This window comes from Chelativorans sp. ZYF759, from assembly GCF_012911015.1.
Lineage (GTDB): Bacteria > Pseudomonadota > Alphaproteobacteria > Rhizobiales > Rhizobiaceae > ZYF759.
Map to the genome: position 1 here is coordinate 49,356 of NZ_WVVV01000020.1, position 23,677 is coordinate 73,032.

The 23,677-nt window shown below is 65.1% G+C and carries 26 protein-coding genes and 1 tRNA gene; 9 read left to right on the forward strand and 18 right to left on the reverse strand.

Annotated features, from left to right (window positions below; translation table 11 throughout):
• Positions 1-9: 9 nt before the first annotated feature.
• Genes edd through zwf form a run of 3 tightly spaced genes read right to left on the reverse strand, consistent with a single transcriptional unit; the run spans position 10 to position 4,029 of the window.
• Positions 10-1,818, reverse strand: a complete 1,809-nt coding sequence (gene edd, locus GRZ55_RS21270) for a phosphogluconate dehydratase (protein WP_169288959.1) — start codon at positions 1,816-1,818, stop codon at positions 10-12.
• A gap of 18 nt (positions 1,819-1,836) precedes the next feature.
• Positions 1,837-2,550 (reverse strand): 6-phosphogluconolactonase, encoded by a 714-nt coding sequence (gene pgl, locus GRZ55_RS21275; protein WP_169288960.1) that lies wholly within the window; start codon positions 2,548-2,550, stop codon positions 1,837-1,839.
• 6 nt (positions 2,551-2,556) lie between these two features.
• Entirely contained in the window at positions 2,557-4,029 is a 1,473-nt protein-coding gene (gene zwf / locus GRZ55_RS21280; RefSeq protein WP_169288961.1) for a glucose-6-phosphate dehydrogenase, read from the reverse strand.
• A 200-nt stretch (positions 4,030-4,229) separates the two neighbouring features.
• Here zwf and GRZ55_RS21285 point away from each other — a divergent pair, with 200 nt between their 5' ends.
• A complete protein-coding gene (locus tag GRZ55_RS21285) occupies positions 4,230-5,705 on the forward strand; it encodes an aldehyde dehydrogenase family protein (protein ID WP_169288962.1) in 1,476 nt (491 codons plus the stop codon).
• A gap of 7 nt (positions 5,706-5,712) precedes the next feature.
• Here the strand turns inward: GRZ55_RS21285 and yacG are convergent, their stop codons facing one another.
• The 9 genes from yacG to GRZ55_RS21330 form a co-directional block, all read right to left on the reverse strand.
• Entirely contained in the window at positions 5,713-5,949 is a 237-nt protein-coding gene (gene yacG, locus GRZ55_RS21290) for a DNA gyrase inhibitor YacG (protein ID WP_169288963.1), read from the reverse strand.
• Complete coding sequence (locus tag GRZ55_RS21295) at positions 5,918-6,547, reverse strand: Maf-like protein (RefSeq protein ID WP_169288964.1); 630 nt, start codon at positions 6,545-6,547, stop codon at positions 5,918-5,920. The genes yacG and GRZ55_RS21295 overlap by 32 nt, the downstream gene beginning before the upstream one ends.
• 40 nt (positions 6,548-6,587) lie before the next feature.
• Positions 6,588-6,806, reverse strand: a complete 219-nt coding sequence (gene infA / locus GRZ55_RS21300) for a translation initiation factor IF-1 (RefSeq protein ID WP_006200926.1) — start codon at positions 6,804-6,806, stop codon at positions 6,588-6,590.
• A gap of 87 nt (positions 6,807-6,893) precedes the next feature.
• Positions 6,894-7,361 carry a low molecular weight phosphatase family protein gene (locus GRZ55_RS21305; RefSeq protein ID WP_169288965.1) on the reverse strand — a complete coding sequence of 156 codons (468 nt, stop codon included), beginning with the start codon at positions 7,359-7,361 and terminating at the stop codon, positions 6,894-6,896.
• Positions 7,362-7,363: 2 nt separating this feature from the next.
• On the reverse strand, positions 7,364-7,849 hold the full coding sequence (locus tag GRZ55_RS21310) for a UPF0262 family protein (RefSeq protein WP_169288966.1): 486 nt from the start codon (positions 7,847-7,849) through the stop codon (positions 7,364-7,366).
• Positions 7,846-9,153 carry a histidinol dehydrogenase gene (gene hisD, locus GRZ55_RS21315; protein WP_169288967.1) on the reverse strand — a complete coding sequence of 436 codons (1,308 nt, stop codon included), beginning with the start codon at positions 9,151-9,153 and terminating at the stop codon, positions 7,846-7,848. Before hisD ends, GRZ55_RS21310 begins: the two co-directional genes overlap by 4 nt.
• Before the next feature lie 27 nt (positions 9,154-9,180).
• Positions 9,181-9,615: a DUF2948 family protein gene (locus GRZ55_RS21320; protein WP_169288968.1), complete on the reverse strand. Its 435-nt coding sequence runs from the start codon at positions 9,613-9,615 to the stop codon at positions 9,181-9,183.
• A 115-nt stretch (positions 9,616-9,730) separates the two neighbouring features.
• Entirely contained in the window at positions 9,731-11,020 is a 1,290-nt protein-coding gene (gene murA / locus GRZ55_RS21325; RefSeq protein ID WP_169288969.1) for a UDP-N-acetylglucosamine 1-carboxyvinyltransferase, read from the reverse strand.
• Between the two features lie 118 nt (positions 11,021-11,138).
• Positions 11,139-11,300 (reverse strand): hypothetical protein, encoded by a 162-nt coding sequence (locus tag GRZ55_RS21330; RefSeq protein WP_169288970.1) that lies wholly within the window; start codon positions 11,298-11,300, stop codon positions 11,139-11,141.
• Between the two features lie 155 nt (positions 11,301-11,455).
• Between GRZ55_RS21330 and GRZ55_RS21335 the strand changes: the two genes are divergently transcribed.
• A tRNA-Thr gene (locus GRZ55_RS21335) sits at positions 11,456-11,530 on the forward strand.
• Between the two features lie 200 nt (positions 11,531-11,730).
• Here the strand turns inward: GRZ55_RS21335 and GRZ55_RS21340 are convergent.
• The 6 genes from GRZ55_RS21340 to hemP form a co-directional block, all read right to left on the reverse strand.
• Entirely contained in the window at positions 11,731-12,483 is a 753-nt protein-coding gene (locus tag GRZ55_RS21340) for an outer membrane protein (protein ID WP_169288971.1), read from the reverse strand.
• A gap of 183 nt (positions 12,484-12,666) precedes the next feature.
• Positions 12,667-13,455: a heme ABC transporter ATP-binding protein gene (locus GRZ55_RS21345; protein WP_169288972.1), complete on the reverse strand. Its 789-nt coding sequence runs from the start codon at positions 13,453-13,455 to the stop codon at positions 12,667-12,669.
• A gap of 6 nt (positions 13,456-13,461) precedes the next feature.
• Positions 13,462-14,544, reverse strand: a complete 1,083-nt coding sequence (locus tag GRZ55_RS21350) for an iron ABC transporter permease (RefSeq protein ID WP_169288988.1) — start codon at positions 14,542-14,544, stop codon at positions 13,462-13,464.
• Positions 14,545-14,566: 22 nt separating this feature from the next.
• Positions 14,567-15,466 carry an ABC transporter substrate-binding protein gene (locus GRZ55_RS21355; protein ID WP_169288973.1) on the reverse strand — a complete coding sequence of 300 codons (900 nt, stop codon included), beginning with the start codon at positions 15,464-15,466 and terminating at the stop codon, positions 14,567-14,569.
• Positions 15,467-15,476: 10 nt separating this feature from the next.
• Positions 15,477-16,529, reverse strand: a complete 1,053-nt coding sequence (locus GRZ55_RS21360; protein ID WP_169288974.1) for a hemin-degrading factor — start codon at positions 16,527-16,529, stop codon at positions 15,477-15,479.
• A gap of 8 nt (positions 16,530-16,537) precedes the next feature.
• Positions 16,538-16,738, reverse strand: a complete 201-nt coding sequence (gene hemP, locus GRZ55_RS23530) for a hemin uptake protein HemP (protein ID WP_368856660.1) — start codon at positions 16,736-16,738, stop codon at positions 16,538-16,540.
• A gap of 207 nt (positions 16,739-16,945) precedes the next feature.
• On the opposite strand from hemP, the gene GRZ55_RS21370 reads away from it, so the two are divergent.
• The 7 genes from GRZ55_RS21370 to GRZ55_RS21400 all read left to right on the forward strand — a co-directional run.
• A complete protein-coding gene (locus GRZ55_RS21370; RefSeq protein WP_169288976.1) occupies positions 16,946-19,120 on the forward strand; it encodes a TonB-dependent receptor in 2,175 nt (724 codons plus the stop codon).
• 2 nt (positions 19,121-19,122) lie between these two features.
• Entirely contained in the window at positions 19,123-19,554 is a 432-nt protein-coding gene (locus tag GRZ55_RS21375; RefSeq protein ID WP_169288977.1) for a hypothetical protein, read from the forward strand.
• A 3-nt stretch (positions 19,555-19,557) separates the two neighbouring features.
• Entirely contained in the window at positions 19,558-20,256 is a 699-nt protein-coding gene (locus tag GRZ55_RS21380; RefSeq protein ID WP_169288978.1) for a MotA/TolQ/ExbB proton channel family protein, read from the forward strand.
• Positions 20,246-20,629 (forward strand): biopolymer transporter ExbD, encoded by a 384-nt coding sequence (locus tag GRZ55_RS21385; RefSeq protein WP_169288979.1) that lies wholly within the window; start codon positions 20,246-20,248, stop codon positions 20,627-20,629. The genes GRZ55_RS21380 and GRZ55_RS21385 overlap by 11 nt, the downstream gene beginning before the upstream one ends.
• A 5-nt stretch (positions 20,630-20,634) precedes the next feature.
• Positions 20,635-21,027 carry a biopolymer transporter ExbD gene (locus tag GRZ55_RS21390; RefSeq protein ID WP_169288980.1) on the forward strand — a complete coding sequence of 131 codons (393 nt, stop codon included), beginning with the start codon at positions 20,635-20,637 and terminating at the stop codon, positions 21,025-21,027.
• The gene (locus GRZ55_RS23805) at positions 21,024-22,130 is read left to right on the forward strand and encodes an energy transducer TonB (protein WP_169288981.1); all 1,107 of its coding nucleotides are present in this window, start codon (positions 21,024-21,026) and stop codon (positions 22,128-22,130) included. Before GRZ55_RS21390 ends, GRZ55_RS23805 begins: the two co-directional genes overlap by 4 nt.
• A gap of 336 nt (positions 22,131-22,466) precedes the next feature.
• The coding region (locus tag GRZ55_RS21400; RefSeq protein ID WP_169288982.1) for a polysaccharide biosynthesis protein at positions 22,467-23,677 on the forward strand (1,211 nt) is incomplete at its 3' end.

Below are 23,677 nucleotides of genomic sequence, written 5' to 3' on the forward strand. Positions count from 1 at the left end.
CCCCCATTCTCAAAAGACTGCCGCGCCGGCACCGGCCCGGCCCGCCATGCGGCGAAATCCCTCGAAGAGCTCACGCCCCATGCCGAAACCATTGGCCGAAAGATCCGGCGCAACCACCCTTCGCGCCGAAAACTCCGCTGCATCCACAAGCGCCTCCAGCACGCCTGTCTCCGGATCGAGCCGGACCAGGTCGCCGTCCCTGAGCTTGCCGATCGGTCCGCCATCGAGCGCCTCCGGCGTCACGTGGATCGCCGCCGGCACCTTGCCGGAAGCGCCGGACATGCGCCCGTCGGTCACCAGCGCGACCTTGTGGCCGCGATCCTGCAGGATGCCGAGCACGGTGGTCAGTCTATGCAGCTCAGGCATGCCGTTGGCCTTCGGACCCTGATAGCGCACCACCGCGATCATGTCGCCAGTCAGTTCGCCCGCCTTGAAGGCGGCATTCAGCTCTTCCTGGTCGTGGAAGATCCGGGCAGGCGCCTCGATCACCCTGTTTTCGGGTTTCACCGCCGAGACCTTGACGATGGCGCTGCCCAGATTGCCGGCGAGCAGCCGGATACCGCCATTGGGCTGGAAAGCCTTGGGGTAGGGCGCCAGCACCTTCTCGTCGCCGCTGTGGGCAGGTGCCGGCCGCCGCGCCACCGTCCCGTCCTCGGCGAGATGGGCCTCGACCGTATAGTTCCTCAGCCCCTCGCCCCAGATCGTGCGGACATCCTCATGCAGGAGACCGGCGTCGAGCAGTTCGCGGATCAGGAAGCCCATGCCGCCGGCGGCGTTGAAATGGTTCACGTCGGCAAGCCCGTTCGGATAGACCCGGGCCAGGAGCGGTACGTGATCGGAGATGTCGGAGATATCCTGCCACGTGATCGCGATACCCGCCGCCGCCGCCATGGCGATCAGGTGGATCGTGTGATTGGTCGAACCACCCGTTGCGTTCAGACCAACGATCCCGTTGACGATGGAGCGTTCGTCGATCATCCGGCCAGCTGGCGTGTATTCGTTGCCGAGCTGCGTGATCGACAGCGCCCGCTTCACGGCCTCCCGGGTCAGCGCCTCCCGCAGCGGCGTGTTCGGATTGACAAAGGAGGCGCCGGGCGCGTGCAGGCCCATGATCTCCATCAGCATCTGGTTGGAATTGGCCGTGCCGTAGAAGGTGCAGGTGCCCGGCCCGTGATAGGACTTGGATTCCGCCTCCAGCAGTTCGGCCCGGCCGACCTTGCCTTCGGCAAAGAGCTGGCGGATTCGGGCCTTCTCGTCATTGGGCAGACCGGTGGTCATCGGCCCGGCGGGAATGAAGATCGCCGGCAGATGCCCGAAGGTGAGAGCGGCGATGGTGAGCCCCGGCACGATCTTGTCGCAGATGCCGAGATAGACGGCGGCGTCGAACATGTTGTGCGAAAGGCCGATCGCCGCCGCCATGGCGATCACGTCGCGCGAGAAAAGCGACAACTCCATGCCCGGCCGTCCCTGCGTGACGCCATCGCACATGGCCGGTACGCCGCCGGCCACCTGCGCCACGCCGCCGGCGTCGCGAGCCGCTTCCTTGATGAGCGCGGGAAACGTCTCGTAGGGCTGATGTGCCGACAACATGTCGTTGTAGGCCGTCACGATGCCGAGATTGGGCACGATGTCGCCGGAAAGGGCCGCCTTGTCGCCCGGACCACAGGCGGCGAAGCCATGCGCGAGGTTGCCGCAGGACAAGACCCCGCGCCGCGGCCCCTGGTCCGCCGCGGCATCTATCCGTGCCAGATAGGCTTCGCGCTGGGGCCCCGAGCGCTCGCGGATGCGCTTCGTGATGGCTTCGATTTCGCGTCTCATCTCGGCTCCTTGTTCGATTCAGGCCGCGTGAAAGATATGGAGGGGACCCACCGCGTGGTCGAGAACCGCGCGGATCGGCAGTTCGCGGGCTGTGGCGCCGGCGAGCGCGCGGTCGAGCACGCGCTGCTTTTCGGCGCCCTCGATATGCAGCGCCAGGAACCGCGCCTGGACGATCACCGGCAGGGTCAGGGTCAGCCGCGGTTCGCCCGCCGATTCGGCATGGACCGGCAGGACCGGAACGGGGCAGGTCGGGTCGGTCAGGAGATCGAAGCCCTCGGCATCAGCGAAGAAAGAGGCTGTATGCCCGTCTGTACCCATGCCCAGCACGACGACGTCGAAGGGGGTCGGCAGCCTGGCGATATCCCGCAGCGCTTCCTGGGCGGCCTGCTCGACGCGATGTCCCTCGCGCCACAGCCCCGTGAAACGTGCCACCGACGGCCGGCCCTGAAGCAGGTGTCGGCGCACCAACGCCTCGTTGGAGCGCTCATGCCCCGGCGGGACGAAACGCTCGTCGACGAGCGTGACGGTGACCTTTGCCCAGTCGAGCTCCTTTTCCGAAAGCGCCTGGAAAAAGCGCACAGGCGTCGTGCCGCCGGATACGGCGAGCGTGGCGTGGTCCCGCGCGACGATGGCCTTCCGAAGCTCGTCCGCGACGGTGTCGCCCAGCGCCGCGGCAAGATCGTTACGCGACGAGAATTCGTGCCGTTCGATCCGCTTGCTGGTTTCAGTCATCTCGCCCTAACCGTTCTCGTGCCATGTCCGGCCGTCACGCTCAATCAGCGCGATGGCCGCTGACGGTCCCCATGTGCCTGCCGTATAGCCTTGCACCTTCTGGCCGTTTTCTTCCCATGCGGCCAGGATCGGGTCGATCCACTGCCATGCGGCTTCCACTTCGTCACGGCGCATGAACAGGGTCTGGTTGCCACGGATGACATCCATGATCAGGCGCTCATAGGCATCCGGGTTGCGCACGTCGAAGGACTGAGCAAAACTCATGTCGAGCGGCACGTGCCTGAGCCGCATGCCGCCGGGACCTGGATCCTTTATCATGATCCACTGCTTAACGCCCTCGTCCGGCTGAAGGCGGATGACCAACTGGTTGGCGACGACCGGACCCGCGGCCTCACCGAAAATGGAATGGGGGATCGGCTTGAAGGAAATGACGATCTCGGAGACGCGCTCAGACAGTCTTTTGCCTGTCCGCAGATAGAAAGGTACGCCCGCCCAACGCCAGTTTGCGATCTCGGCCTTGATGGCGACGAAGGTCTCCGTGTCGCTGGTGGCGCTTTCGAGGTCTTCGAGATAGCCCTTCACCGCGCCACCGGCCGACGCGCCGGCCCTGTACTGGCCGCGTACCGTTGACTTGCCGGCCTGGCCGTTCGTGACGGGCTTCAGCGCCTTCAGGACCTTGAGCTTTTCGTCGCGCACGCCATCGGCATCGAGCGAGAAGGGGGCCTCCATGGCGACGAGGCAGAGGAGTTGCAGGATGTGGTTCTGCACCATGTCGCGAAGCGCACCGGCCTTGTCGTAATAGCCGGCACGCCCCTCCAGACCGACGGTCTCGGCAACGGTGATCTGTACATGGTCGATATGCGCGGAGTTCCACAGCGGCTCGTAGAGCGCGTTGGCAAACCGAAGCGCCATGAGGTTCTGGACGGTTTCCTTGCCGAGATAGTGGTCAATGCGAAAGGTCTGGTCTTCCGAAAAGACCGCTCCGATCTCGTCATTCAACACGCGCGCCGAGGCGAGGCTCCTGCCGATCGGCTTTTCTACCACGATACGCGCCTTCTCGTTCACCAGTCCGTGGCCGGAGAGGTTCTTGGCGATATCACCAAAAAGGGCAGGGCCCACGGCAAGGTAGTAGGCGCGGATGCGGTTCTCGCCGTCGATTTCCTCTTTCAGCCGGTCAAAACCCTCGCCCGCCTGGGCATCCACCTGCACGTAGGAAATCCTCTCGAGAAAGCGCTTCAGTTCCGCCTGATCGATCTCGCTCGGCTTCACGTGGTCGGAGATCGCGCGGGCTGCGAAGTCGCGATATTCATCGGAGGAATGGGAAGTGCGCGAGGCACCAATGATGCGGGTCGGTTCCGAGAACTGCCCCGCACGCTGCCGCTGGTAGAGGGCGGGCAGGAGCTTGCGCTCAGCAAGGTCGCCCGTGGCACCGAAAATGACGAAGTCGAACGGATCGACCGGGATGATCTGGCTGGTCATGAGTGCTTGTGTCCACGCGTCCCTGATGATGGACAGGGATATAGTCTAATCGATTTAAAATGGCCAGTCCGAATGGGCCTCGGGGCGAGCCTTGACAGGCGGACAGGGCGCTGGTTTGTCGAATGTGAAGCCACAAGATGACGTTGTGAAGACCGTCGCCGCCAAAGCGGCGCCAGGTCGCGAAAAGCCGGAGCCAAATGATGGGTACACATCCAGCCACCACGATCGCCCAGGGCGAAGCCTTCATGCAGATCGTCGACGGCCAGAAGGTCGATGCCCTGTCCGGCAATCGGATCGACGTGGTCTGCCCGTCCGATGGAAAAGTCTTCGCCTCGATTCCGGCGGCCGGCGAGGCCGATGTCGACCGCGCCGTGCGGGCCGCCCACCATGCTTTCCACGAAGGTCCCTGGGCGCGCATGCCGGCGGTGGAACGCGGGCGCTGCCTGACCCGTCTTTTCCACCTGGTGGAAAAGCATGCAGATGAACTGGCCGCGCTCGAATCGCGCGACACGGGAAAGCCGGTGCGACAGGGAAGGGCGGACGTCACCGCCACCATGCGCTACTACGAGTTCTATGGCGGCGCCGGCGACAAGATTCACGGCGACACGATTCCCTTCCTCGATGGCTACACCGCCCTCACGCTTCGCGAGCCGCATGGTGTGGTGGCGGGCATCATTCCCTGGAACTATCCGCTGCAGATTCTCGCCCGCGTGGCGGGTGCCGCACTGGCGATGGGCAACACGCTTGTGGTCAAGCCGGCCGAGGATGCCTCGCTGACCACCATCCGCATGGCGGAACTGGCGCTTGAGGCGGGCATACCGGCCGGCGTCTTCAACGTGATTACGGGTTATGGTGCCGAGGCGGGCGCAGCACTTTCGTCCCATCCGCTGGTCGATTACGTGACCTTCACGGGCTCGACAGCCACCGGCACGGCCATCCAGAAGGCGGCGGCCGCCAACAACCGGGGCGTGACGATGGAACTGGGCGGCAAGTCGCCCCAGATCGTCTTCGCCGATGCCGATATCGAGGCAGCACTGCCCGTGCTCGTCAACGCCATCATCCAGAACGGCGGCCAGACCTGTTCTGCAGGCAGCCGCGTGCTGATCGAGAAGCTGGTCTACGAGAAAGTTGCCGCCGCGCTTGCCGAACGTTTCTCCAAGCTGGTGGCCGGGCCCCACGAGGCCGATCTCGACCTGGGTCCGCTGGTCAACCAGCGCCAGGCCGAGCGCGTGGCACGCATGGTTGCAGACGCCAAGGCAGCAGGCATCGAGATGCTCGCGGAGGGGACGGTGCACAAGGACGCACCGGCCGGAGGCTTCTACCAACCGCCGGTCCTGTTCGGATCCGTCGATCCCGAGGCCGAAATTGCCCGCGAGGAGGTGTTCGGCCCGGTGCTGGCCCTGTTCTCCTTCGAGACCGAGGACGAAGCGATCCGACTGGCCAACGGCACCGACTACGGGCTGGTGGCCGGCATCTGGACGAAGGACGGTGCCCGCCAGCACCGGCTTGCCAAGCGGGTGCGCGCGGGCCAGGTCTTCGTCAATGGATATGGTGCCGGCGGCGGCATCGAACTGCCATTCGGCGGCTTCGGCAAGTCGGGACATGGCCGCGAGAAGGGTTTCGAGGCCCTCTATGACATGAGCGCCACCAAGACAATAGTCTTCAACCACGGCTGAGATCGGGTCAGGCCTGGCCGTCCTGATCGCCGCCGTCTTCTTCTTCTTCGGGGGGGACGGGAATCCTGTAGGCGCCCGACAGCCAGCGATTGAGATCGATCGCCTTGCAGCGCGGGGAGCAGAAGGGGAAGCTTGCGCGCTCCGAAGGCCGGCCGCATTCGGGGCACGGGCGCTTGGGGCGCAGGGGCGTTACCTTGGGATCCAGTGCCACGTCAGATGCGGGCCCCGGCCAGCCAGTTGACATGCACCTTGAAACCGTCGCCGGTCAGAAGGTTCACCGTCTCGTAGAGCGGCAGGCCGACCACGTTCGTGTAGGACCCGACGAGCTTCACCACGAAGGTGCCGGCCAGGCCCTGTATGGCATAACCGCCGGCCTTGCCGCGCCACTCGCCCGAGGCGAGATAACTTTCGAGTTCCTCGCGCGACAGGCGTTTGAAGCGCACGCGGGTCTCGACCACGCTCTGGCGGAACTTGCCCGACGGGGTGACCATGCAGAGACCGGTGAACACCCGGTGCGAGCGCCCCGACAGGAGGCGGAGGCAGTTCGACGCCTCATCGATGAGGTCCGCCTTTGGCAGGATGCGCCGACCGACCGACACCACCGTGTCGGCGGCAAGGATATAGGGAGGCTCGTCCCCGCCTTCCTCGCGAATGATCGCGTAGGCCCTGTCCGCCTTCGAGTGCGACAGCCGCTTGGCAAGCGAGCGTGGGTGCTCGGCGCGCTGCGGTGTCTCGTCGACATCGGCTGGGAGGATGCGGTCCGGCTCGACTCCAGCCTGCTGCAGGAGTTCGATGCGCCGCGGAGAGCCTGAGGCAAGAACGAGCTTCTGGAATGGGCTCATCGGATTCCCGTCAGTGTCAGGCGGCGAGCGGCCAAGGCCGCTACTTGAAGCGGTAGGTGATGCGGCCCTTGGTCAGGTCGTAGGGGGTCATCTCCACCAGAACCTTGTCGCCGGTCAGCACGCGGATGCGGTTCTTGCGCATGCGTCCGGCGGTGTGGGCGATGATCTCGTGTTCGTTCTCGAGCTTGACCCGGAACATGGCGTTGGGCAACAGTTCCGTGACCACGCCCGGAAATTCCAGTACTTCTTCTTTCGGCATCCGATACCTTCGGCTTGATGGCGGACCGGCCCCTGGCCGGAAGTCGCGGAACCTATAGCATTGTCGTTTCGATGTGAACACGCTTATTCACGAGGGTTCCTCAAGCGTTTTGCGGCCGAAACGGAGCTCGATCCGATCCTTCAGGCGCATCAGCACATCGCGATAGGCCTCCACGATCTGGGTGCGGGTGCCGGTGGCCACGGAAGGGTCGGGGGTGGGCCAGTATTCCACGTCGATCGCCATGGTGCGCGTCAACTCGAGCGCGGCGTGATGGGCTTCGGGCGCCAGCGTCACGATGAGATCGAAATAGGCGTCTTCCATGTCCTCGAGCGCGACCGACTGCTGCGCGCGCGCCGGCAGGCCCGCCTCTTCGAGAACCGCGTCCACGAAGGGATCGCGCTCGCCGGCCCGCACGCCGGCCGACGCGATGAAGGTGGAGGAAGGCAGGAGGGACCGCGCCAGGCTCTCGGCGATCGGCGAGCGGATGGAATTGTGGCCGCACAGAAAGAGCACCGACCGGGGAACGGCGCTGCTGTCCTTGGTCGCCCCGTCCATCTCTATCCGCGCCAGTGCAGCACGCAGACCAGCGTGAAAAGCCGGCGAGCCGTGTCGAAATCGACTTCGATCTTGCCCGACAGCCGGTCCATCAGCGTCTGGGAGCCCTCGTTGTGGAGTCCGCGTCGCCCCATGTCGATCGCCTCGATCTGGCTCGGGGTCGAGGATCTGATGGCCTCGAAATAGCTCTCGCAGATCATGAAATAGTCCTTCACCACGCGCCGGAAGGGCGTCAGCGACAGGATGTGGGTCACGACAGGCTGGCCATCCTCGCGGCTGATCGCCATCACGAGGCGGGACTCGACCAGCGACAGATGCAGGCGGTACGGGCCGCCGGCCTTGTCATCCACCGGCCGAAAGCTGTTCTCCTCGATGAGGTCGAAGATCGCGACCGCACGCTCATGTTCGACATCGGGCGTGGAGCGACCGATGGATTCGTCAAGAACCACATCGACAAGCCTGTCACGCTCGACGCCGCCCGGACTCATCCGTCCGGACCTTGCTGGGTGAGGCGCACCGAGACCGAGCGCCCATGCGCTTCCAGACCCTCGGTTTCGGCCAGTTGCACCGTCGCATCCGCCAGTGCGGCCAGTGCCGACGGGGTGCACCCCAGAAGCGAGGTGCGCTTCATGAAGTCGAGGACACCGAGGCCGGAGGCGAACCGTGCCGTGCGTGCCGTCGGCAGCACGTGGTTGGTTCCGCCGACATAGTCGCCAATGGCTTCCGGCGTGTGGTGGCCCAGGAAGATGGCGCCCGCTTCCCGGATGCGGGGCCACCAGGCCTGGGGATCCGCGACGGCGAGTTCGACATGTTCGGAAGCGATGATGTTGGCGACCTCGACGGCCTGATCCATGGTCTCGACCAGGATGACCGCGCCATGCCGCTCCCAGCCCTCGCGGGCCAGGTCCGGTGCGCGCAACCGGCCGAGCTGGTCTTCGATCTGGCGTTCCACGGTGGCCGCGAGTTCGGGGCTGTCGGTCAACAGGATCGACTGAGCGCCCATGCCGTGTTCGGACTGGGCGAGAAGGTCGGCAGCCACCCATTCCGCTCGCGCCGTGCCGTCCGCGATCACGAGCACCTCCGAGGGCCCGGCGATCATGTCGATGCCGACCGTCCCGAAGACCTGGCGCTTGGCTTCGGCCACATAGGCATTGCCGGGGCCGACAATCTTGGAGACAGGCGCGATCGTCTGGGTGCCGTAGGCGAGCGCGGCGACCGCCTGCGCACCGCCGATGCGGTAGATCTCGGTGATGCCGGCGATCGAGGCGGCGGCGAGCACGGCCTGGTTGATCTGGCCCCGCGGCGTGGGCATGACCATCGCCAGGCGGGAGGCGCCGGCGACCCGCGCGGGCACCGCATTCATCAATACGGAGGAAGGATAGGAAGCGAGCCCGCCCGGCACGTAGAGCCCGACCGCCTCGATGGGGGTCCAGCGCGTACCGAGGGTGACGCCGAGATCGTCCTCGTAGATGTGGTCGGCGGGCTTCTGTTTTTCATGATGGGCGGTGATGCGGGCATGCGCCAGCCGCAGTGCCGCGAGTGTCTCGGCCGGGATGCGGGAGGGCGCCTCGTCTATCTCCTCGCGCGAGACCGCAAGTCCGACATTTCCGACGTCGGTCCCGTCGAAACGAAGCGTGAGTTCCGCCAGCGCCGCGTCGCCGCGTCGGCGAACGTCGGCGACGATATCGCGCACGGCGTTCCCGACATCCTGCTCGGCGTCCCGGCGTGCCGCGAGAAATGCGTCGAATGCGTCGCCGAACCCTGCCGCGCTGCGATTGAGCCTCGTCACCATCAGTCCACTGTTGCCCTTGCTACCTTGTCAGACCTGGTGAACAGGCCGCGCGCCCGTATCCCATGCCGCGCCCAGATCGGTCAGACGCCCTTCGATGCACTCGACATCCAGCCGGACCGTCGAGCCGCCGGAAAAGTCGAGTTCGACGATGCCCGCCGGCGCCTCGGTCGGCCGAAAGCGGATCGCCAGCAGCGACAGAACCTCGTCCGTCCGGCCAAGGTCGATACCTGTCGAGCGTACGGATGCGACACGCGCGAAATGGATGAGACTGCGGCGGCGTTCGTGGCGGCGCTTGAACCAGCGGGGTTTCACTTCCCACGCAAAGCGGTTCATCGACATGACAAAATGCTGCCGCCTGGCGTCATAGGTCATGTCGCCAACCTTGAGCACGGCATCCTGCACATGCGCCGAGATGATCTTGAGGTCTTCCTCGTCGAGTGCGACGAGCTTCAGGTCAGACATGACAAAACGCTTTGTTTGATCGTTCACGCGGCCGGGGGGCCGCGATGCCGTGTCCATTTATATGCAGCGCAAGAAAAACGCCACAGGGGCAATCAATCTCCCCTTATCCGCCAGATCAAGAAGACAGCCGCTCGATTTCGGCGCCGCAAGCCTGCAACTTGGCCTCCAGACGCTCGAAACCGCGGTCCAGATGGTAGACGCGGTTGACGACCGTCTCGCCTTCGGCGGCCAGGCCCGCAATCACCAGGGAGACCGACGCGCGCAGGTCGGTCGCCATCACCTGGGCGCCCTTGAGCTTCTCGACGCCCTCGACGATCGCCGTCTGGCCATTGAGGCTAATGCGAGCCCCCAGGCGCGCCAGTTCCTGAACGTGCATGAAGCGGTTCTCGAAAATGGTCTCGCGGATCGTGGAACGGCCCTTGGCCCGGGTCATGAGGCCCATGAACTGGGCCTGGAGATCGGTCGGGAAGCCGGGGAAGGGCTGCGTCTCGATATCCACGGGGGCGATACCGCCGCCATTGCGCCGCACGCGTATGCCGGAATTGAGGGGCGTAATCTCGGTGCCGGTGCGCTCCAGCACCTCAAGCGCGCTTTCCAGAAGGTCGGCACGCGCCCCTTCGAGCGTCACGTCGCCGCCCGTCATGGCCACCGCCATCGCGTAGGTTCCCGTCTCGATCCGATCGGGAAGAACGGTATGGGTGGCGCCGCCCAGAGACGTGACACCCTCGATCTGGATCGTCGAGGTGCCGGCGCCCGAAATCCTGGCGCCCATGGCGTTGAGGCATTCGGCGAGATTTACGATCTCGGGCTCGCGGGCGGCGTTTTCCAGCACGGTGTCGCCACGCGCCAGGGCGGCAGCCATCATCAGCACGTGGGTCGCGCCCACCGAAACCTTGGGGAAGACGTAGCGGTTGCCGGTCAGGCCCTTGCGCGTGCGGGCGACGGCATAGCCGCTTTCGATCTCGATATCGGCGCCGAGCGCATTCAGCCCGTCGATGAAGATGTCGACCGGCCGCGTGCCGATAGCGCAGCCGCCGGGCAGCGAGACGCGGGCCTCGCCCATGCGGGCGAGCAGGGGTCCGATCACCCAGAAACTGGCGCGCATCTTCGACACCAGCTCGTAGGGCGCGGTCGTATCGACGATCGACTCGGCACGAAAATTGATGGTGCGGCCGTAGTGGGTGTCCTGGCCCTCGCGGCGACCGTTGACGGAATGATCCACGCCATGATTGCCGAGAATGCCGATCAGCTGCTCGACATCGGCCAGCCGTGGCACGTTGTCCAGCGTCAGGGTCTCCGACGTCAGCATTGATGCGATCATCAACGGCAGCGCGGCATTCTTCGCCCCCGAAACGGGAATGGTGCCGGACAGCGTATTGCCTCCGACGATTCTGATGCGGTCCATCTACCCTCACTTCGCCGCGATCGTCTTCGCGGGTCCCCGTCAATCTTTGCCGGCTCGTGGCGTCCGTCCAGCACTCATGCGTGCGAAAACGGGCGCAACGATGGCGTCGGCGTCGGCATCAGCGCGAAACGGTTTCCGGGCCCGTCGGTTCCGTCGGCTCGGCTTTCCCGGCATCCCTGCGCCCGCGCGTCTGTTCCTTGCGGCGTTTCAGATTGGCCCGCAACTGCTCCGCGAGCCGTGCCTTGCGGGCATCGTCGCCGCTCTTTTGCTTGTCGCTCATCAGGCCTCCCACGTGTCGTCGCGCAAGATGATCCAGCCCTGCAAATGCCCAACCCGCGTGCCGATGGCAAGACCCGCCACAAATCGGAACGAGCGGCCCTTGCAGCGCTTGCGCTTGTTCAGACGTTGTGGCAGAAGCCCCGGCATATCGTCAGGGCTGCGGTAGCTCAGTGGTAGAGCACTCCCTTGGTAAGGGAGAGGTCGGGAGTTCAATCCTCCCTCGCAGCACCAGCCTTCAGGGCTTTCAGCTTCCGCTGGACAGGCACCTGACGCGAATCCTGACCAAGTCCCCAACTAACTTCTGATCATGGCGGGTTACGGCCTCTTCGAGGCGCGGAGATCTGCAGCCATGGCGCCGCGCGTTCAACGTTGGCGCAGACAAAAAAAAAGGGGCGCCGTCAGGCGCCCCTTCGTCCGAATGCACGGCGCGGTCAGAACCGGAAGTTCAAGCCGGTCCGCACGGTGTGGAAGTTCACGCGGCGATCGAAGGTCAGGGTGTCGCCGGCGAAATCAATGGTGGCAATGTTGCTGCGGCCGAGATCGGTGTAGAGATACTCGGTCTTGAGGCTGAGGGCGTCCGTGAGGGCGTACTCGGCGCCAGCACCGACCGTCCAGCCCCACTTGGTGCTGCGTGCAGATTCGTCGATCCCGGCAAAGCCGCCCGAGCCGCGCGCATAGCTGGTCATGCCGCCATAGGCGAAGCCGCCCGTTCCATAGACCATCAGGCGATCGACCGGCGTGAAGCCGAGGCGGGCACGCACAGTGCCGAACCAGTTGACTTCGGTGCCGAGCGCCAGATTGCCCCCGGGCGGAATTGCGGCCGCCGAGACCGAAAGGTCTGCCTGGCTGCGGATGTTCGTCCACTGGATGTCGGCTTCCACGCCGGCGACGAATTTGTCGAACTGCATGTTGTAGCCGACCTGGCCGCCCAGCACGAAGCCGCTGGCGGTCACGTTCAGCGAGCCGAGTTCCGTGCCGTCGAAGGAGAGCGGATGCCTGAAGGAGCCGCCGCCGTAGCCGGCATTCACGCCAGCGTAAAAGCCGGTCCAGTCATAGACCGAGACGGGGGACATGATCGGTGCAGAGGGGGAGGGCTCGTAGAACACGGGATCCGCCGCGAGCGCCTGGGACGAAGAAGCGGCTGCAAGCAGAAGAGCTGCTGCCGGTACAATCAATCTGTTCATTTGAGCTCTCCAAGAAGGGAAGCGCTCTATACTGCGCCGCGGGGCCGGAGTCTGTTGCGCGGTTGCAACAGTCGTAGACAACAACGCTGGCGTTAAAAGTTGCCGTCCGTCGAGGGCGGGAATTTCGCTCCGAAACGCAGGGCGAATGGTGTCGCTCGCTGCGATGTTGCGGCTCTCAGCGGATCACAGCGCCGACTGCGGCAGGACGAAGGGTGTGCCCGGCGCGGGAACCGCGCCGACACGCAGCCGGCAGTCGAAGACCCGTTCCACCAGCTGATCGTTCAATACGTCTCGCGGGGCCCCCGCGGCCACGATGCGGCCCTTGTGGAAGACGGCAACCTTGTCTGCGAACATCGCCATCAGGTTGAGGTCGTGCAGCACGGCAATCACCCCGCCGCCGCGCCTCGCATAGTCCCGGGAAACCTGCATGATCGCGATCTGGTGCTTGATATCCAGGCTGGAGACGGGCTCATCGAGAAACAGGAAGCGCGGCACGCCGTCCATCACGGGCGCCCAAACCTGGCACAGCACGCGGGCAAGCTGCACGCGTTGCTGCTCCCCGCCCGACAACTCCTGGTAGTAGCGACCGGCAAAGCCTTTCAGATCGACGGCCTCGAGCGCGCGTTCGGGCAATTGTTCGATTTCGCCGGGCCGTGCTCCGGAAAATCCGCCCGTGAGCCCCAGACGCACGATCTCACGCACCGTGAAGGGGAAGGAAAGCGTGGTCTGTTGCGCCATCACCGCACGGCGCGATGCCGCCTGCCACGGTTTGAGGGAATGCAGCGGCTGGCCGTTCAGGAAGATTTCACCATGATGGACGATTTCGCCCGCAAGCGCCTTCAGGAAGGTCGACTTGCCGGAGCCGTTCGGTCCCACGATCGCCGTGAACTCGCGCGGCGCGGCCTCGAAATCGATTCCGTGCAGGATCTGCTTGCGGCCGATGAAGACATCGACATTGCTGGCGGTGATCATCGCGCCTCACAAATCGAGAATGCCGCGTCTGCGCAGCAGGATCCAAAGGAAGAAGGGGGCGCCGACGGCCGCCGTCACGATGCCGATCGGCAGTTCGGCGGGCGCCACGATGGTGCGGCTCACCGAATCGGCCATGACCAGCAGCGCGGCGCCCAGGAGCGCCGAGGCCGGCAGCAGGTAGCGGTGGTCCGGACCGATCAGCAGCCGAAGCAGATGCGGCACGACGATGCCCACGAACCCTATCCCCCCCGACACGGCCACCGCCGCGCCGGTCGCGGCCGCCACGGCGACGATGGCGATCGACTTCAGCCGCTGCACGGGCACGCCGAGATGCCCGGCCGAGGCTTCACCCAGGGCCAGCGCGTTGAGCCCGCGCGCGATGAAGGGTGCGGCGAGCAGCGCGAGGGCGATGATCGGGCCGGCAGACAGCACCTTGGTCCACGTCGCCCCCGCCAGCGAGCCGAGCCCCCAGAAGGTCAGGTCGCGCAGCTGGCGATCGTCGGCGACATAGACCATGAGGCCGGAAAACGCGCCGGCCATGGCGCCCAGCGCGATGCCCGCCAGAAGCATGGTGGCGACCGATGTACGTCCGGCGCGGGTGGCGACCCGGTACAGGATGAGGGTCGAGGCCAGACCGCCCAGGAATGCGGCCATGGGCAGCGCGTAGATGCCGAACAGGGCGATGACGGGAGCAAGAGCGGTCCCGCCCAGAACGATGACCGAGATCGCGCCAAGCCCCGCGCCGGCGGAAACGCCGACGATGCCAGGATCTGCGAGCGGGTTCCTGAACAGGCCCTGCATCACCGCGCCGGACACGGCAAGCGCAGCCCCGACGAGCATGCCGAGCACCACGCGGGGCAGCCTGATCTCGTAGATGATGATGCGGTCGCGCGCCGACAGCGCCGATTCCCCACGCACGGTCCAGTCGTGCACGAGGTTCCACATCGAGGCGTCGGAGGCCCCCCACGCCAGGCCGAACAGTGCTGCCAGTGCCAGGACGAGAGCCAGCAGGACCAGCACCAGCCGGGCAAGCTGGGAGCGATCTCCGGCGGCCGCCCGCGTCCTGGCGAGGTCGAGCCGCGTCGTCATGGGTTGCAGGAGGCTCACCGGTTCACTCGCTGGCGGTCTCGGCGTGGAGCGCTTCGGCCAGATCGCGCACGGCGGCCGCCGTGCGCGGGCCGAATCCCAGCAGATAGGAGCCGTTCATCCGGATGATGCGGTCCGCCGCACCCGCCGGCGTCGTGGCGACGGCCGGGATGGACGCCACCTCGCCGGGGCTCGGGTCGTGTTCGCCGCTCCTGTCCATCATGAGTATGAAGTCGGGCGCGGCTTCGATCACCGCTTCGTCGGTCAGCTGACGGTAGCCCTCATATTCGGTGATCGCATTGCGCGCGCCGGCCAGTTCGATGATGCCGTTCGCCGCCGTGCCGGTACCCGAGGCCATGATGCGGCCGTCCTGAACCGAGAGGATGAACATGACCGACGGCTCGCGGCCGGACGCCGCGGCGATGTCCTGGGCGGCGGAGATGTCGGCTTCCACCCGCTCGGCCATCGCGGCGGCCACTTCGCTCACGCCGAGAGCGGCGCCGACGATCTCGATCTTGTCCACGACGCCGTCGCGATCATAGGTCTCGGGGACGAAGACGATCGGCACGCTGGCACGCTTCAAGACCTCGATCGTCTCGGGCGGCCCGGCGCCCACGAGCGCGATGATGAGGTCCGGATCGACCGACAGAACGCCCTCGGGCGAAAGCGCGCGCATGTAGCCCACATCGGGCAATGCGGCGACGTCGGCGGGAAACTGGCTGGTGGAATCGCGCGCCACCAGCCGGTGTTCCTGCTCGAGTTCGAAGACGATCTCGGTAAGCGAGCCGCCAATCGTCACCACCTTCGTCGCGTTGCCGCTCGACTGGTCGACGGCCAGCGCCGGCGAGATCGCGATGGCGAGCGCGAAGGCGCAGACGGACAGTCTGCGCGCAAGGTAACTGGCGAATGGACGGTGACTGTTCATGAGTTCTGCCTCAGGCCGCGTGTGACCGGACGATTGCCGGCAGGTTCTCGGCGATCATGCGCCAATCATCGCGCTCGCCTTGCCCCTCTTTGCGTTTGCCGAAGAACTGGATGATCATCCGCCGCTCGCTGTCGTAAGCCTCGATGGAGGTGACGTGCCCATCCTTGTTCGGCTTGCGCACGAACCACAGTTCGCAGATGTGATCCTGACGCAGATGCAGGTGGAAGGTCTCGTCCATCACGTTGATCCAGGGGCCCATCGGCTTGATGTTCTGCACCGGACCGGAATGGATCTGGATGCAGCCGTGGTTGCCCACGAAGCACATGATCGGCACCTCCTGCTCGACCACATGCGCGAACAGGGCCTGGAGCGAGGACAGGTCGAGCTGGCGCGCATAGTCGTCTCCGACCATGCTCACGGCGTCGTGGCGCGACAGGTTGAGCTTGCGCAGGATGCCGACGAACTGGTGAACGTCGGTCATCGCGCCCCACCGCTCGCGAAGATCATCCGGGGTCGCGTCCGAAGGGTCCCGAGCGACGATCTCCTTGGGCTTCACCTGGAGAGTCTGAGACTGGTCCTCGCAGGCCAGAAGGTCGAGAACCTTGCCATAGGCCTCCAGGTTGGATGCCGGCCGCAGATGGATTTTGTGAACCGCCTCGCCGGCCGCGTCGAAGAACTGCAGCGACCGCCGGACGGTCTCGCCGTCCTGCTTCTCGACTGCGAAGCCGTGGACCCATTGATCGGGAAAGATGCGCAGGTCGATGTTTGCGCCGAGCGTCATGGCGGACCGGGTCCCGACATGGACGTTCTCGTAGACGCCGATCTTCTCGTGCACCGCGCTCTCGTTGCGCGTAAGGGCCATCACCTCGCCGACGGCTTCCATATTCAGCAGGAGGTCGGAAACGCGGGGCTCGATCCGGCGCGCGCTGACGCCGCAATGGGCCGCCACGAGTTCCGCCTCTGAAATGCCCAGCTCGATGGCGAGATCGCGCTCGCGCTTCTTGGGATTGTCAATTCGCGCCCGGCGGATCTCCGACGGGGACGGTCTTTCCAGAACTGTCATCTGACACCCTACTTGTTGAGAATAAGCTTGCCTTGCCGCGTGATGCGCAGCCGGTATTTCGCGCCCCCGTGATCGATCACGATCTCCGTTGCCCCCTTGAAGAGGCTCTGGCTGTCGATCGATGCCCCCACGCTGTTCTGGCGTTCCTCGCGCAAGGCGGGAGGACGACGATCAAGGATGGGACGAGGCGGGAAACTGTGGCTGTTCACGTGACGGACCCCTTTTACGCGCCTGGCTTGCAAGGGCTGGCTGGGCGTTCGAAACGTCTTCCGGTTAATTGTTGACTTCAATTATCATGTTTTATAGGAAGCGCAATACCGGACAAAGAAAGTCAGGTTTTTTCGTTGCTTTCAAGCCATTCCATGCAAGCGAGCTACCGCCAGCCAGCATGACGCCGAGAACAGGGAGTTTCGGGCATGTTGTATTCGAGGGGGCGCGCTGAGGCTCGCGTGTCGGGGGCGGTTCAGCGGGGGTCGCTGGTGCAGAGGCGACGGCTTTTGCTGGCCGGCGTGACGTCGATATGTCTGGTCGCCGCCGGCGCCGTGTCGGCGCAGGAAACCGATCTCACCGATGAGGAAAACCTCGGCGCCGCCGGCACGAGGCTGGACCGCATCACCGTCGTCAGCCGCACCGGCGAGACACCGATCGAGATCATGGGCTCGGTGAGCCAGGTGGACGAGGAGCAGCTGGAGCGACGCATGGCGGCGACGCCCGCCGAAATGCTCTTCGGCGTCCCGGGCGTGACCGCCCAGGCGGACGCCAAGCGACTGTCGACGAACATCAACATTCGTGGCCTGCAGGATTTCGGCCGCGTTGCGGTCATCGTTGACGGTGCGCGCCAGAACTTCCAGCGTTCGGGCCACGGCACACAGAGCCTGTTCTTCGTCGATCCGGAACTCGTGCAGGAAGTGTCGGTGATCCGAGGTCCCATCTCCAACACTTATGGCTCTGGAGCCATCGGCGGCGTCGTCTTCTTCCAGACCAAGAACGCCAACCAGTTCCTGCGCGACCACGAAACCTACGCCCTCTCCACCACCGCCCGTTTCGAAACGAACGGCAGCGGCTGGACGACGAGCGCCACCGGCGCCTACCGCTTCAACGAGAACGTGTCCGTCCTTGGAAATATCGTCTGGCGCGACTACGGAAACTATCGCGATGGCGGCGGGGACACGGTCCAGGGGACCGGCTTCGACGTGCTGAGCGGGATGGCCAAGGCAACGTTCAATCCCACCGATTACACCCAGCTCGAGCTCGGTTGGGTCGGCGCCAACAACAATTGGCAGGAATCCAACGCGACCTACGATGCCGCGCTGAGACAGAACAGCATCACGGCCCGGTTCGAGCACAACGATCCAGACAATGACTGGATCGATCTTCACATCGATACCGCCTTCACGCGCGGCAACCATGCGCGCACCAATCTGGTCGGGGTCCAGCAGTACCACCCGGTGACAGGACTGCCGGCCTTCATTCCGGCGGGCTCGCGCACGACGTACGATCTCGATACCTACGGCTTCGACGCCTGGAACACATCGCGCTTCTCAATGGGTCTGGTCGACCATGAACTGACCTATGGCGGCGACTATCTGCGCGACGATGTCGCGACGCAGAGCCCCGTGGGCGGCAGCGACGTCTATACGCCGTCGGGACGGCGCCAGGTCTGGGGCGCCTATGTCCAGAACAAGGCCACCTATGACTGGCTCGAGCTTATCGGTGCCCTGCGCTATGACGGCTACCGCCTCGACGGAAACGATCTCGACAACACCGGCGCGCGCATATCCCCGCGCATCACCGCCGGCGTCTCGCCCTTCAGGGAAGGGCACCTTGCTGGCCTGCAGTTCTACGGGACCTATGCCGAAGGATACCGCTCGCCGTCCGTTACTGAAACGCTCATCAGCGGCCTTCATCCGGCCGGCGTCGTCTTTCCGTTCCTTCCCAATCCCACGTTGCGTCCCGAGACGGCCAAGACCTGGGAATTCGGCATCAACTACGCGGCAGATGGCATTCTCGAAGTCGGCGACCGGCTGCGCCTCAAGGCGGCCTATTTCAACAACGACATCACCGACTATATCGGTGGACAGCAGTTCTCGGCCTTCGCAGCGCCTGGCGTCTGTCCATACGTTCCCGGCCCTGGCCGCATCCCGATCTGCTACCAGTACCAGAACTTCGCATCCGCCAATATTCGCGGCGTGGAACTGGAGGCCGCCTACGAGACGAACCGCTACTTCGCAGGCTTGAGCGCATCCTTCGTCAACGGCCATACGCTTTCCGAGGGCGTGCGTGCCGATCTCGTGACGGTTCCCTCGTCACAGGTCACGGGCCAGCTTGGCCTGCGCTTCCTGCAGGGCAAGCTGACGGTGGGCGGCGAGGTGCAGCACAACCGGGCACCGCGCGGCAGCCAGGTCGGAGACCACACGCTGGTCAACGCATTCGCCAGCTATCAGGCGCACGAGAACCTGCGTGTCGACCTGCGCGCCGACAACATCTTCAACGTCAAATATGCCCATCCGCTCAATGCCTCGACGACCTCCACGGTCTACGAGCCTGGCTTCACCTTCAAGCTGGGCGCCACGATGCGCTTCGGAGGTTGATGATGTCGGCAAAACGCCTGATCGCGGCCTGCTTCATCCTTCTTGCATCGCCGCTGGCCGCGGCGGCGCAGGACGCGGACGAGGAGCATCGTCTGGCCATCGAGCTCAACGCCCTGCAGCCATCGGAACGAGGCTGCCGGGTGACCTTCGTGGCCACGAACCATCTCGAAGGCGATCTCGACCGCGCGGCATACGAACTGGCCTTCTTCGATTCCAACGGCCTGGTGGCACGGCTGGCGGTGGTGGATTTTCTGGACCTCGTCCGGGGCCGGACGAAGGTCCGCCAGTTCGAGTTTGCCGGGATGAACTGTGCCGAGATCGGCCGCATCCTGATCAACGATCTCACGGAATGCGCCGGCACCGACGTCGAGGCGACAAGCTGCATGAGCCGCCTGTCTCTCGACAACAAGACTTCAATCCAGTTCGGAACCTGAACCATGCTCGAAACGATCACCAACCTGCTGGCCCTTGGCGGTCCTGTCGTCGCGATCCTGATGGGGCTGTCGGTCTTCGCGCTCGCGCTGGTGATCGTGAAGCTGATCCAGTTCCACCGCGAGCGTGTCGGCAGCCACGGCCGCGCGCGCGACGCGCTCAACGCCTGGACGAAGCGGGAACGGGCTCGGGCCATCGGACTGGCCGAAGCCCATCCTTCCGCCGTCTCCGCGGCGGTTGCGACGGCGATGCGGCTTGCCTCGCGGCGCGACATCGCGCCCGCAGTCATCGAACAGGAAGTCGCCCGCACGGCGCAACAGCGCCTGCACGACCTGCAGCGGGGTTTCCGCGCGCTCGACGCCATCGCGCAGATCGCCCCGCTGCTGGGGCTTTTCGGAACCGTCCTCGGCATGATCGAAGCTTTCCGACAGCTGCAGGTGGCGGGCAATGCCGTCGATCCGTCGCTGCTGGCAGGGGGCATCTGGGTTGCCCTCCTGACCACGGCTGCGGGTCTGGCGGTGGCGATGCCCACCCAGCTTGTGCTCACCTGGCTCGAAACGCGTGTGGAAAACGAGCGCGTCGCCATCGAGACCATGGCCTCGGCCGTCATCACCGATTCCCTTACGCGTCCACTGGGCAGCGACGAGCATGTGGCCGTACATGCCCAGCGCCCGCAGCCCCATGGAGACGTCTATGCGCATTGACGCGGCCCCGCGTCCCAGGCGCCGACTGTCGATGACCTCCCTCATCGACGTCATCTTCCTGCTTTTGCTGTTCTTCATGCTGTCCTCGACCTTCGCGCGCTTCGCCGAGATCGAGGTCTCGGGCGGCGTTGCCTCGGCCGTGGCCGCAGGCGAGCGGCCCGATGTGCTGTTGCGGTTCGACGGCGCGGAATGGGTTGTGAACGGGCTGCCGGTAGCCGACGACGCGTTGGAGCCGGAACTGGCGCGGCTATCGGAGGCCGGCGCGCAGACCGCTGTCCTGCTCGTGCGCGGCGAACTGACCTCACAGGATCTGATCACCGCCGTCGAACGGATCGGCGGGAGAACCGCGCTCCGACTGACGGTTGCGAGGTGACCCGCATGCGAATCGCGCGACCGCCGGAACGCCGCAAGTCCGAGGGCACGATCGCCCTCATCAACGTCGTCTTCCTGATGCTGATCTTCTTTCTCATAGCCGGGACCCTGACGCCACCGCTCGACCCGGACGTTGCCCTGGCGGAAGCGCAGCTGGCCGAAGGCAGCGAACCGCCGGATGCGCTGTTTGCCACTGCCGGCGGCCAGTTGCGCTTGCGCGGCCGCGCCGTCAGCGTCGAGGAATTCATGGCGACCTTGGACCAGGCAGGCGCCGGCGCGTCGGTAAAGCTGGCGGCGGATCGCAACTTGCCCGCCGTCTACCTCATCGACATCGTTGCTGCGCTGAAGCTGGCTGGTGCCGAACGCGTCCACATCGTGACGGAGCTGGCGCGGCAGTGAAGGGTTGGTCCAAAACGGCGTGGACGGGGGCACTCCTGCTCTCGCTTCTGGTGCATGGCGGCGCGGCGGCATTGCTGGCCGGCCGTGAGGACGATGTTCAGATTGCCGGCGGCAATCCGGTCGACATCGCGGTGCTGGGCAATTCGTTCGAGGATGCGCTTTCCGCAGGCGAATACTCCGAAGTCCTCGAAACCGAAACGCCGACGGCGGATCAGCCGACCGAGGTCGACAGCGATGTGGCCGAGAGTGCCGAGACAGCCGTCGCGGAGGCCGTTCAGCCGGACCACCAATCCGTCATGCAGCCGTCTGAGGCGGTAGAAGCCGAGGTATCGCCTGTCGCCGAACCGTCCGTGACCGAGACGGAAGGCACCGTAGCGGTACCCTCAGGCGAAACGGCAGAGCCCGAGCCATCCGAACTGGCCACGCGGTCGGAGGCTGTGCAGGCGAGCGAAGCCGAAGTCGTACCGGAGACGCAAGCGGCTCCGGCCGAAGCGAGCGAACCGGAAATGGCAGAGGCCGTTGAGCCGGAGGAGACGATCAATCCGGTGGCGGATGCGCCGATCCCGATGCCACGACCGGACATCGAGGCCCTGAAGGCGGAGGAAGCCCGCCGGGAAGCCGAGCGCCGCGCTCAGGCACAACGCCAGCAAGCCGCCCGGCAGCAGCAGGCACCGCGTCAGGAGCCGGCGAGGGCGGCCTCCGGCGCCGGTGGTGCCAACCAGGCAGATGCCAGAAGGGGCGACGCCGCGGGGTCCGCGCAGGGACGCTCGGCGCAGTCCAGCGGCCAGGGAAGCCAGGCCTCCGCGGCCGGAAATGCCGCCGCCTCGAATTATCCGGGGCAGGTCGTCTCACGGCTGCGCCGGTCGCTCAGCTACCCGTCCCAGGCCAGGCGCCAGCGAATCAGCGGCGAGGTGCATGTCGCTTTCACGATCGCCGGCAACGGCGCGGTGTCGCGCGTGCGCGTCGTGCGCAGCTCCGGCCACGGGGTTCTGGATGAGGCCGCGCTGCAGACCGTGCAACGCGCAGCGCCGTTCCCCGCCATCCCTCAGGCGGCCGGGCGATCCAGCTGGGATTTCACGGTTCCGCTGGCCTTTTCCCGCTGAACGTCCATCTGCCGTCGCCCCCCGGTACGGTGCCGGCAAGGGACTTTTGGCCCTTCACACCGGCAACCAGGCCCGTGTACCGGGACCTCCCAGCATGCCGGGCTGGCACGCGCCCTTCACATTCGCATGCTAAAGCAACGATCCTGAAGGCCAGCTGACCGCAAGTGCAAATCGACAGAATGTTGTTGCTTGAGGGTACGTTACGCATTCTAATAGGATTTTATCCCAGCGTTAGGGTGGGCCACATTCCCCTCCAGGCGGTCGGCATGGGTCGACCGGCACAACTGCACGGAACAGAATGTGACTTGCGCGGCCAGGTAGCGAGTGGTTCTCCTCATGTCCATGATTGGCCGATTTGTATTCGCGGTCGCCGATGGAAGCAGAAAGCGCGGTTGGCTGCGCAACGGGGCGATCATCTCGATAGACACCGCGATCGCGGCCTTCTCGGTCGCGGTGGCTTATGTTGCCGTGTTCGGTTTTCCTGCTGCCCTGCGCACGCCAAATCTCGCGCAGATGATCTCCGGTTTCACGGTCCTGTGTTGTCTGTCCTTCGTCGTCTTCGGAACGCATCGTGGTGCCTGGAGATACGTTTCCACGCATGATGTCGTGACTTTGATGAAGGCATCGGCCGCGGCCATCGCAGTGGCCATGGTTGTCGTGTTCCTGGCGACCCGTGGCCAGAATGTCCCGCGATCCGTGCCGGTCTTCACATTCATTTTCATGATGACCGGGCTCATCGGTATCCGCCTTGCCTATCGCATTGCCGCCGAGCGGGTGGTCAGCATCCCGAAACGAACGAGAGCCGAAACCAACGCGCGACGGGTTCTCCTCCTGGGCCTGAGCGACAAGGCGGAAGCCTTCATCAGGCTGGTTCGGCGCGATCCGGCCTCCAATTTCGAAATTCTCGGCCTGATCGACGATTCGCCGGAAAATCTCGGCCGTTCAGTGCAAGGCTACCGCGTGCTGGGGCACCTGGAGAACCTGCAGTCGATCATGAAGCGGCGGATTCCCAAGGGCCGTACCATCGAGCTGGTTGTCACGGAAAACATGCCGAGCCGGCGCCGCTTGGCCAATATTGTCGAGAAGGCCAACGAGCATGCGCTGAAGGTGTCGCGCATTCCCGACATGTCGAACGTGGCCTCCGTGACCGCTGATTCGCTCGTCCAGCCGAAGCCCGTGGAAATCGGCGATCTGCTCGAACGACCGGAAGTGACGACCGACACGCGAGAGATCGCGCACTTGCTGGCCGACAAGGTTGTGCTCGTCGCAGGGGCGGGCGGGTCTATCGGCTCGGAGATTTGCCGCCAGATCGCTTCCTTTTCGCCCAAGCGGATCGTGATCACCGATGCGTCGGAATTCCTCCTCTATACGCTCGACATCGAATTGCGCGACGCCTTTTCAGGTCTCGAGATCGTGACGCGCATCGTGGACGTGCGCGACGGGCGCCGCGTCGATGCGATCTTCGCCGAACTGCGCCCCGACATCGTCTTCCATGCGGCTGCGCTGAAACATGTACCTCTGATGGAGGCCAACCCGCTCGAGGCGCT

Coding starts and splice junctions, on each gene's coding strand:
- GRZ55_RS21375 (WP_169288977.1), top strand. CDS start 19,123: ATGTCGGCAAAACGCCTGATCGCGGCCTGCTTCATCCTTCTTGCATCG.
- GRZ55_RS21330 (WP_169288970.1), bottom strand. CDS start 11,300: ATGAGCGACAAGCAAAAGAGCGGCGACGATGCCCGCAAGGCACGGCTC.
- GRZ55_RS21385 (WP_169288979.1), top strand. CDS start 20,246: ATGCGCATTGACGCGGCCCCGCGTCCCAGGCGCCGACTGTCGATGACC.
- yacG (WP_169288963.1), bottom strand. CDS start 5,949: ATGTCAACTGGCTGGCCGGGGCCCGCATCTGACGTGGCACTGGATCCC.
- GRZ55_RS21380 (WP_169288978.1), top strand. CDS start 19,558: ATGCTCGAAACGATCACCAACCTGCTGGCCCTTGGCGGTCCTGTCGTC.
- GRZ55_RS21370 (WP_169288976.1), top strand. CDS start 16,946: ATGTTGTATTCGAGGGGGCGCGCTGAGGCTCGCGTGTCGGGGGCGGTT.
- infA (WP_006200926.1), bottom strand. CDS start 6,806: ATGCCGAAAGAAGAAGTACTGGAATTTCCGGGCGTGGTCACGGAACTG.
- GRZ55_RS21340 (WP_169288971.1), bottom strand. CDS start 12,483: ATGAACAGATTGATTGTACCGGCAGCAGCTCTTCTGCTTGCAGCCGCT.
- GRZ55_RS21360 (WP_169288974.1), bottom strand. CDS start 16,529: ATGACAGTTCTGGAAAGACCGTCCCCGTCGGAGATCCGCCGGGCGCGA.
- hisD (WP_169288967.1), bottom strand. CDS start 9,153: ATGGTGACGAGGCTCAATCGCAGCGCGGCAGGGTTCGGCGACGCATTC.
- GRZ55_RS21310 (WP_169288966.1), bottom strand. CDS start 7,849: ATGAGTCCGGGCGGCGTCGAGCGTGACAGGCTTGTCGATGTGGTTCTT.
- zwf (WP_169288961.1), bottom strand. CDS start 4,029: ATGACCAGCCAGATCATCCCGGTCGATCCGTTCGACTTCGTCATTTTC.
- GRZ55_RS21390 (WP_169288980.1), top strand. CDS start 20,635: ATGCGAATCGCGCGACCGCCGGAACGCCGCAAGTCCGAGGGCACGATC.
- edd (WP_169288959.1), bottom strand. CDS start 1,818: ATGAGACGCGAAATCGAAGCCATCACGAAGCGCATCCGCGAGCGCTCG.
- GRZ55_RS21305 (WP_169288965.1), bottom strand. CDS start 7,361: ATGGACGGGGCGACCAAGGACAGCAGCGCCGTTCCCCGGTCGGTGCTC.
- GRZ55_RS21345 (WP_169288972.1), bottom strand. CDS start 13,455: ATGATCACCGCCAGCAATGTCGATGTCTTCATCGGCCGCAAGCAGATC.
- GRZ55_RS21285 (WP_169288962.1), top strand. CDS start 4,230: ATGGGTACACATCCAGCCACCACGATCGCCCAGGGCGAAGCCTTCATG.
- pgl (WP_169288960.1), bottom strand. CDS start 2,550: ATGACTGAAACCAGCAAGCGGATCGAACGGCACGAATTCTCGTCGCGT.
- GRZ55_RS21350 (WP_169288988.1), bottom strand. CDS start 14,544: ATGACGACGCGGCTCGACCTCGCCAGGACGCGGGCGGCCGCCGGAGAT.
- GRZ55_RS21295 (WP_169288964.1), bottom strand. CDS start 6,547: ATGAGCCCATTCCAGAAGCTCGTTCTTGCCTCAGGCTCTCCGCGGCGC.
- GRZ55_RS21355 (WP_169288973.1), bottom strand. CDS start 15,466: ATGAACAGTCACCGTCCATTCGCCAGTTACCTTGCGCGCAGACTGTCC.
- GRZ55_RS21320 (WP_169288968.1), bottom strand. CDS start 9,615: ATGTCTGACCTGAAGCTCGTCGCACTCGACGAGGAAGACCTCAAGATC.
- murA (WP_169288969.1), bottom strand. CDS start 11,020: ATGGACCGCATCAGAATCGTCGGAGGCAATACGCTGTCCGGCACCATT.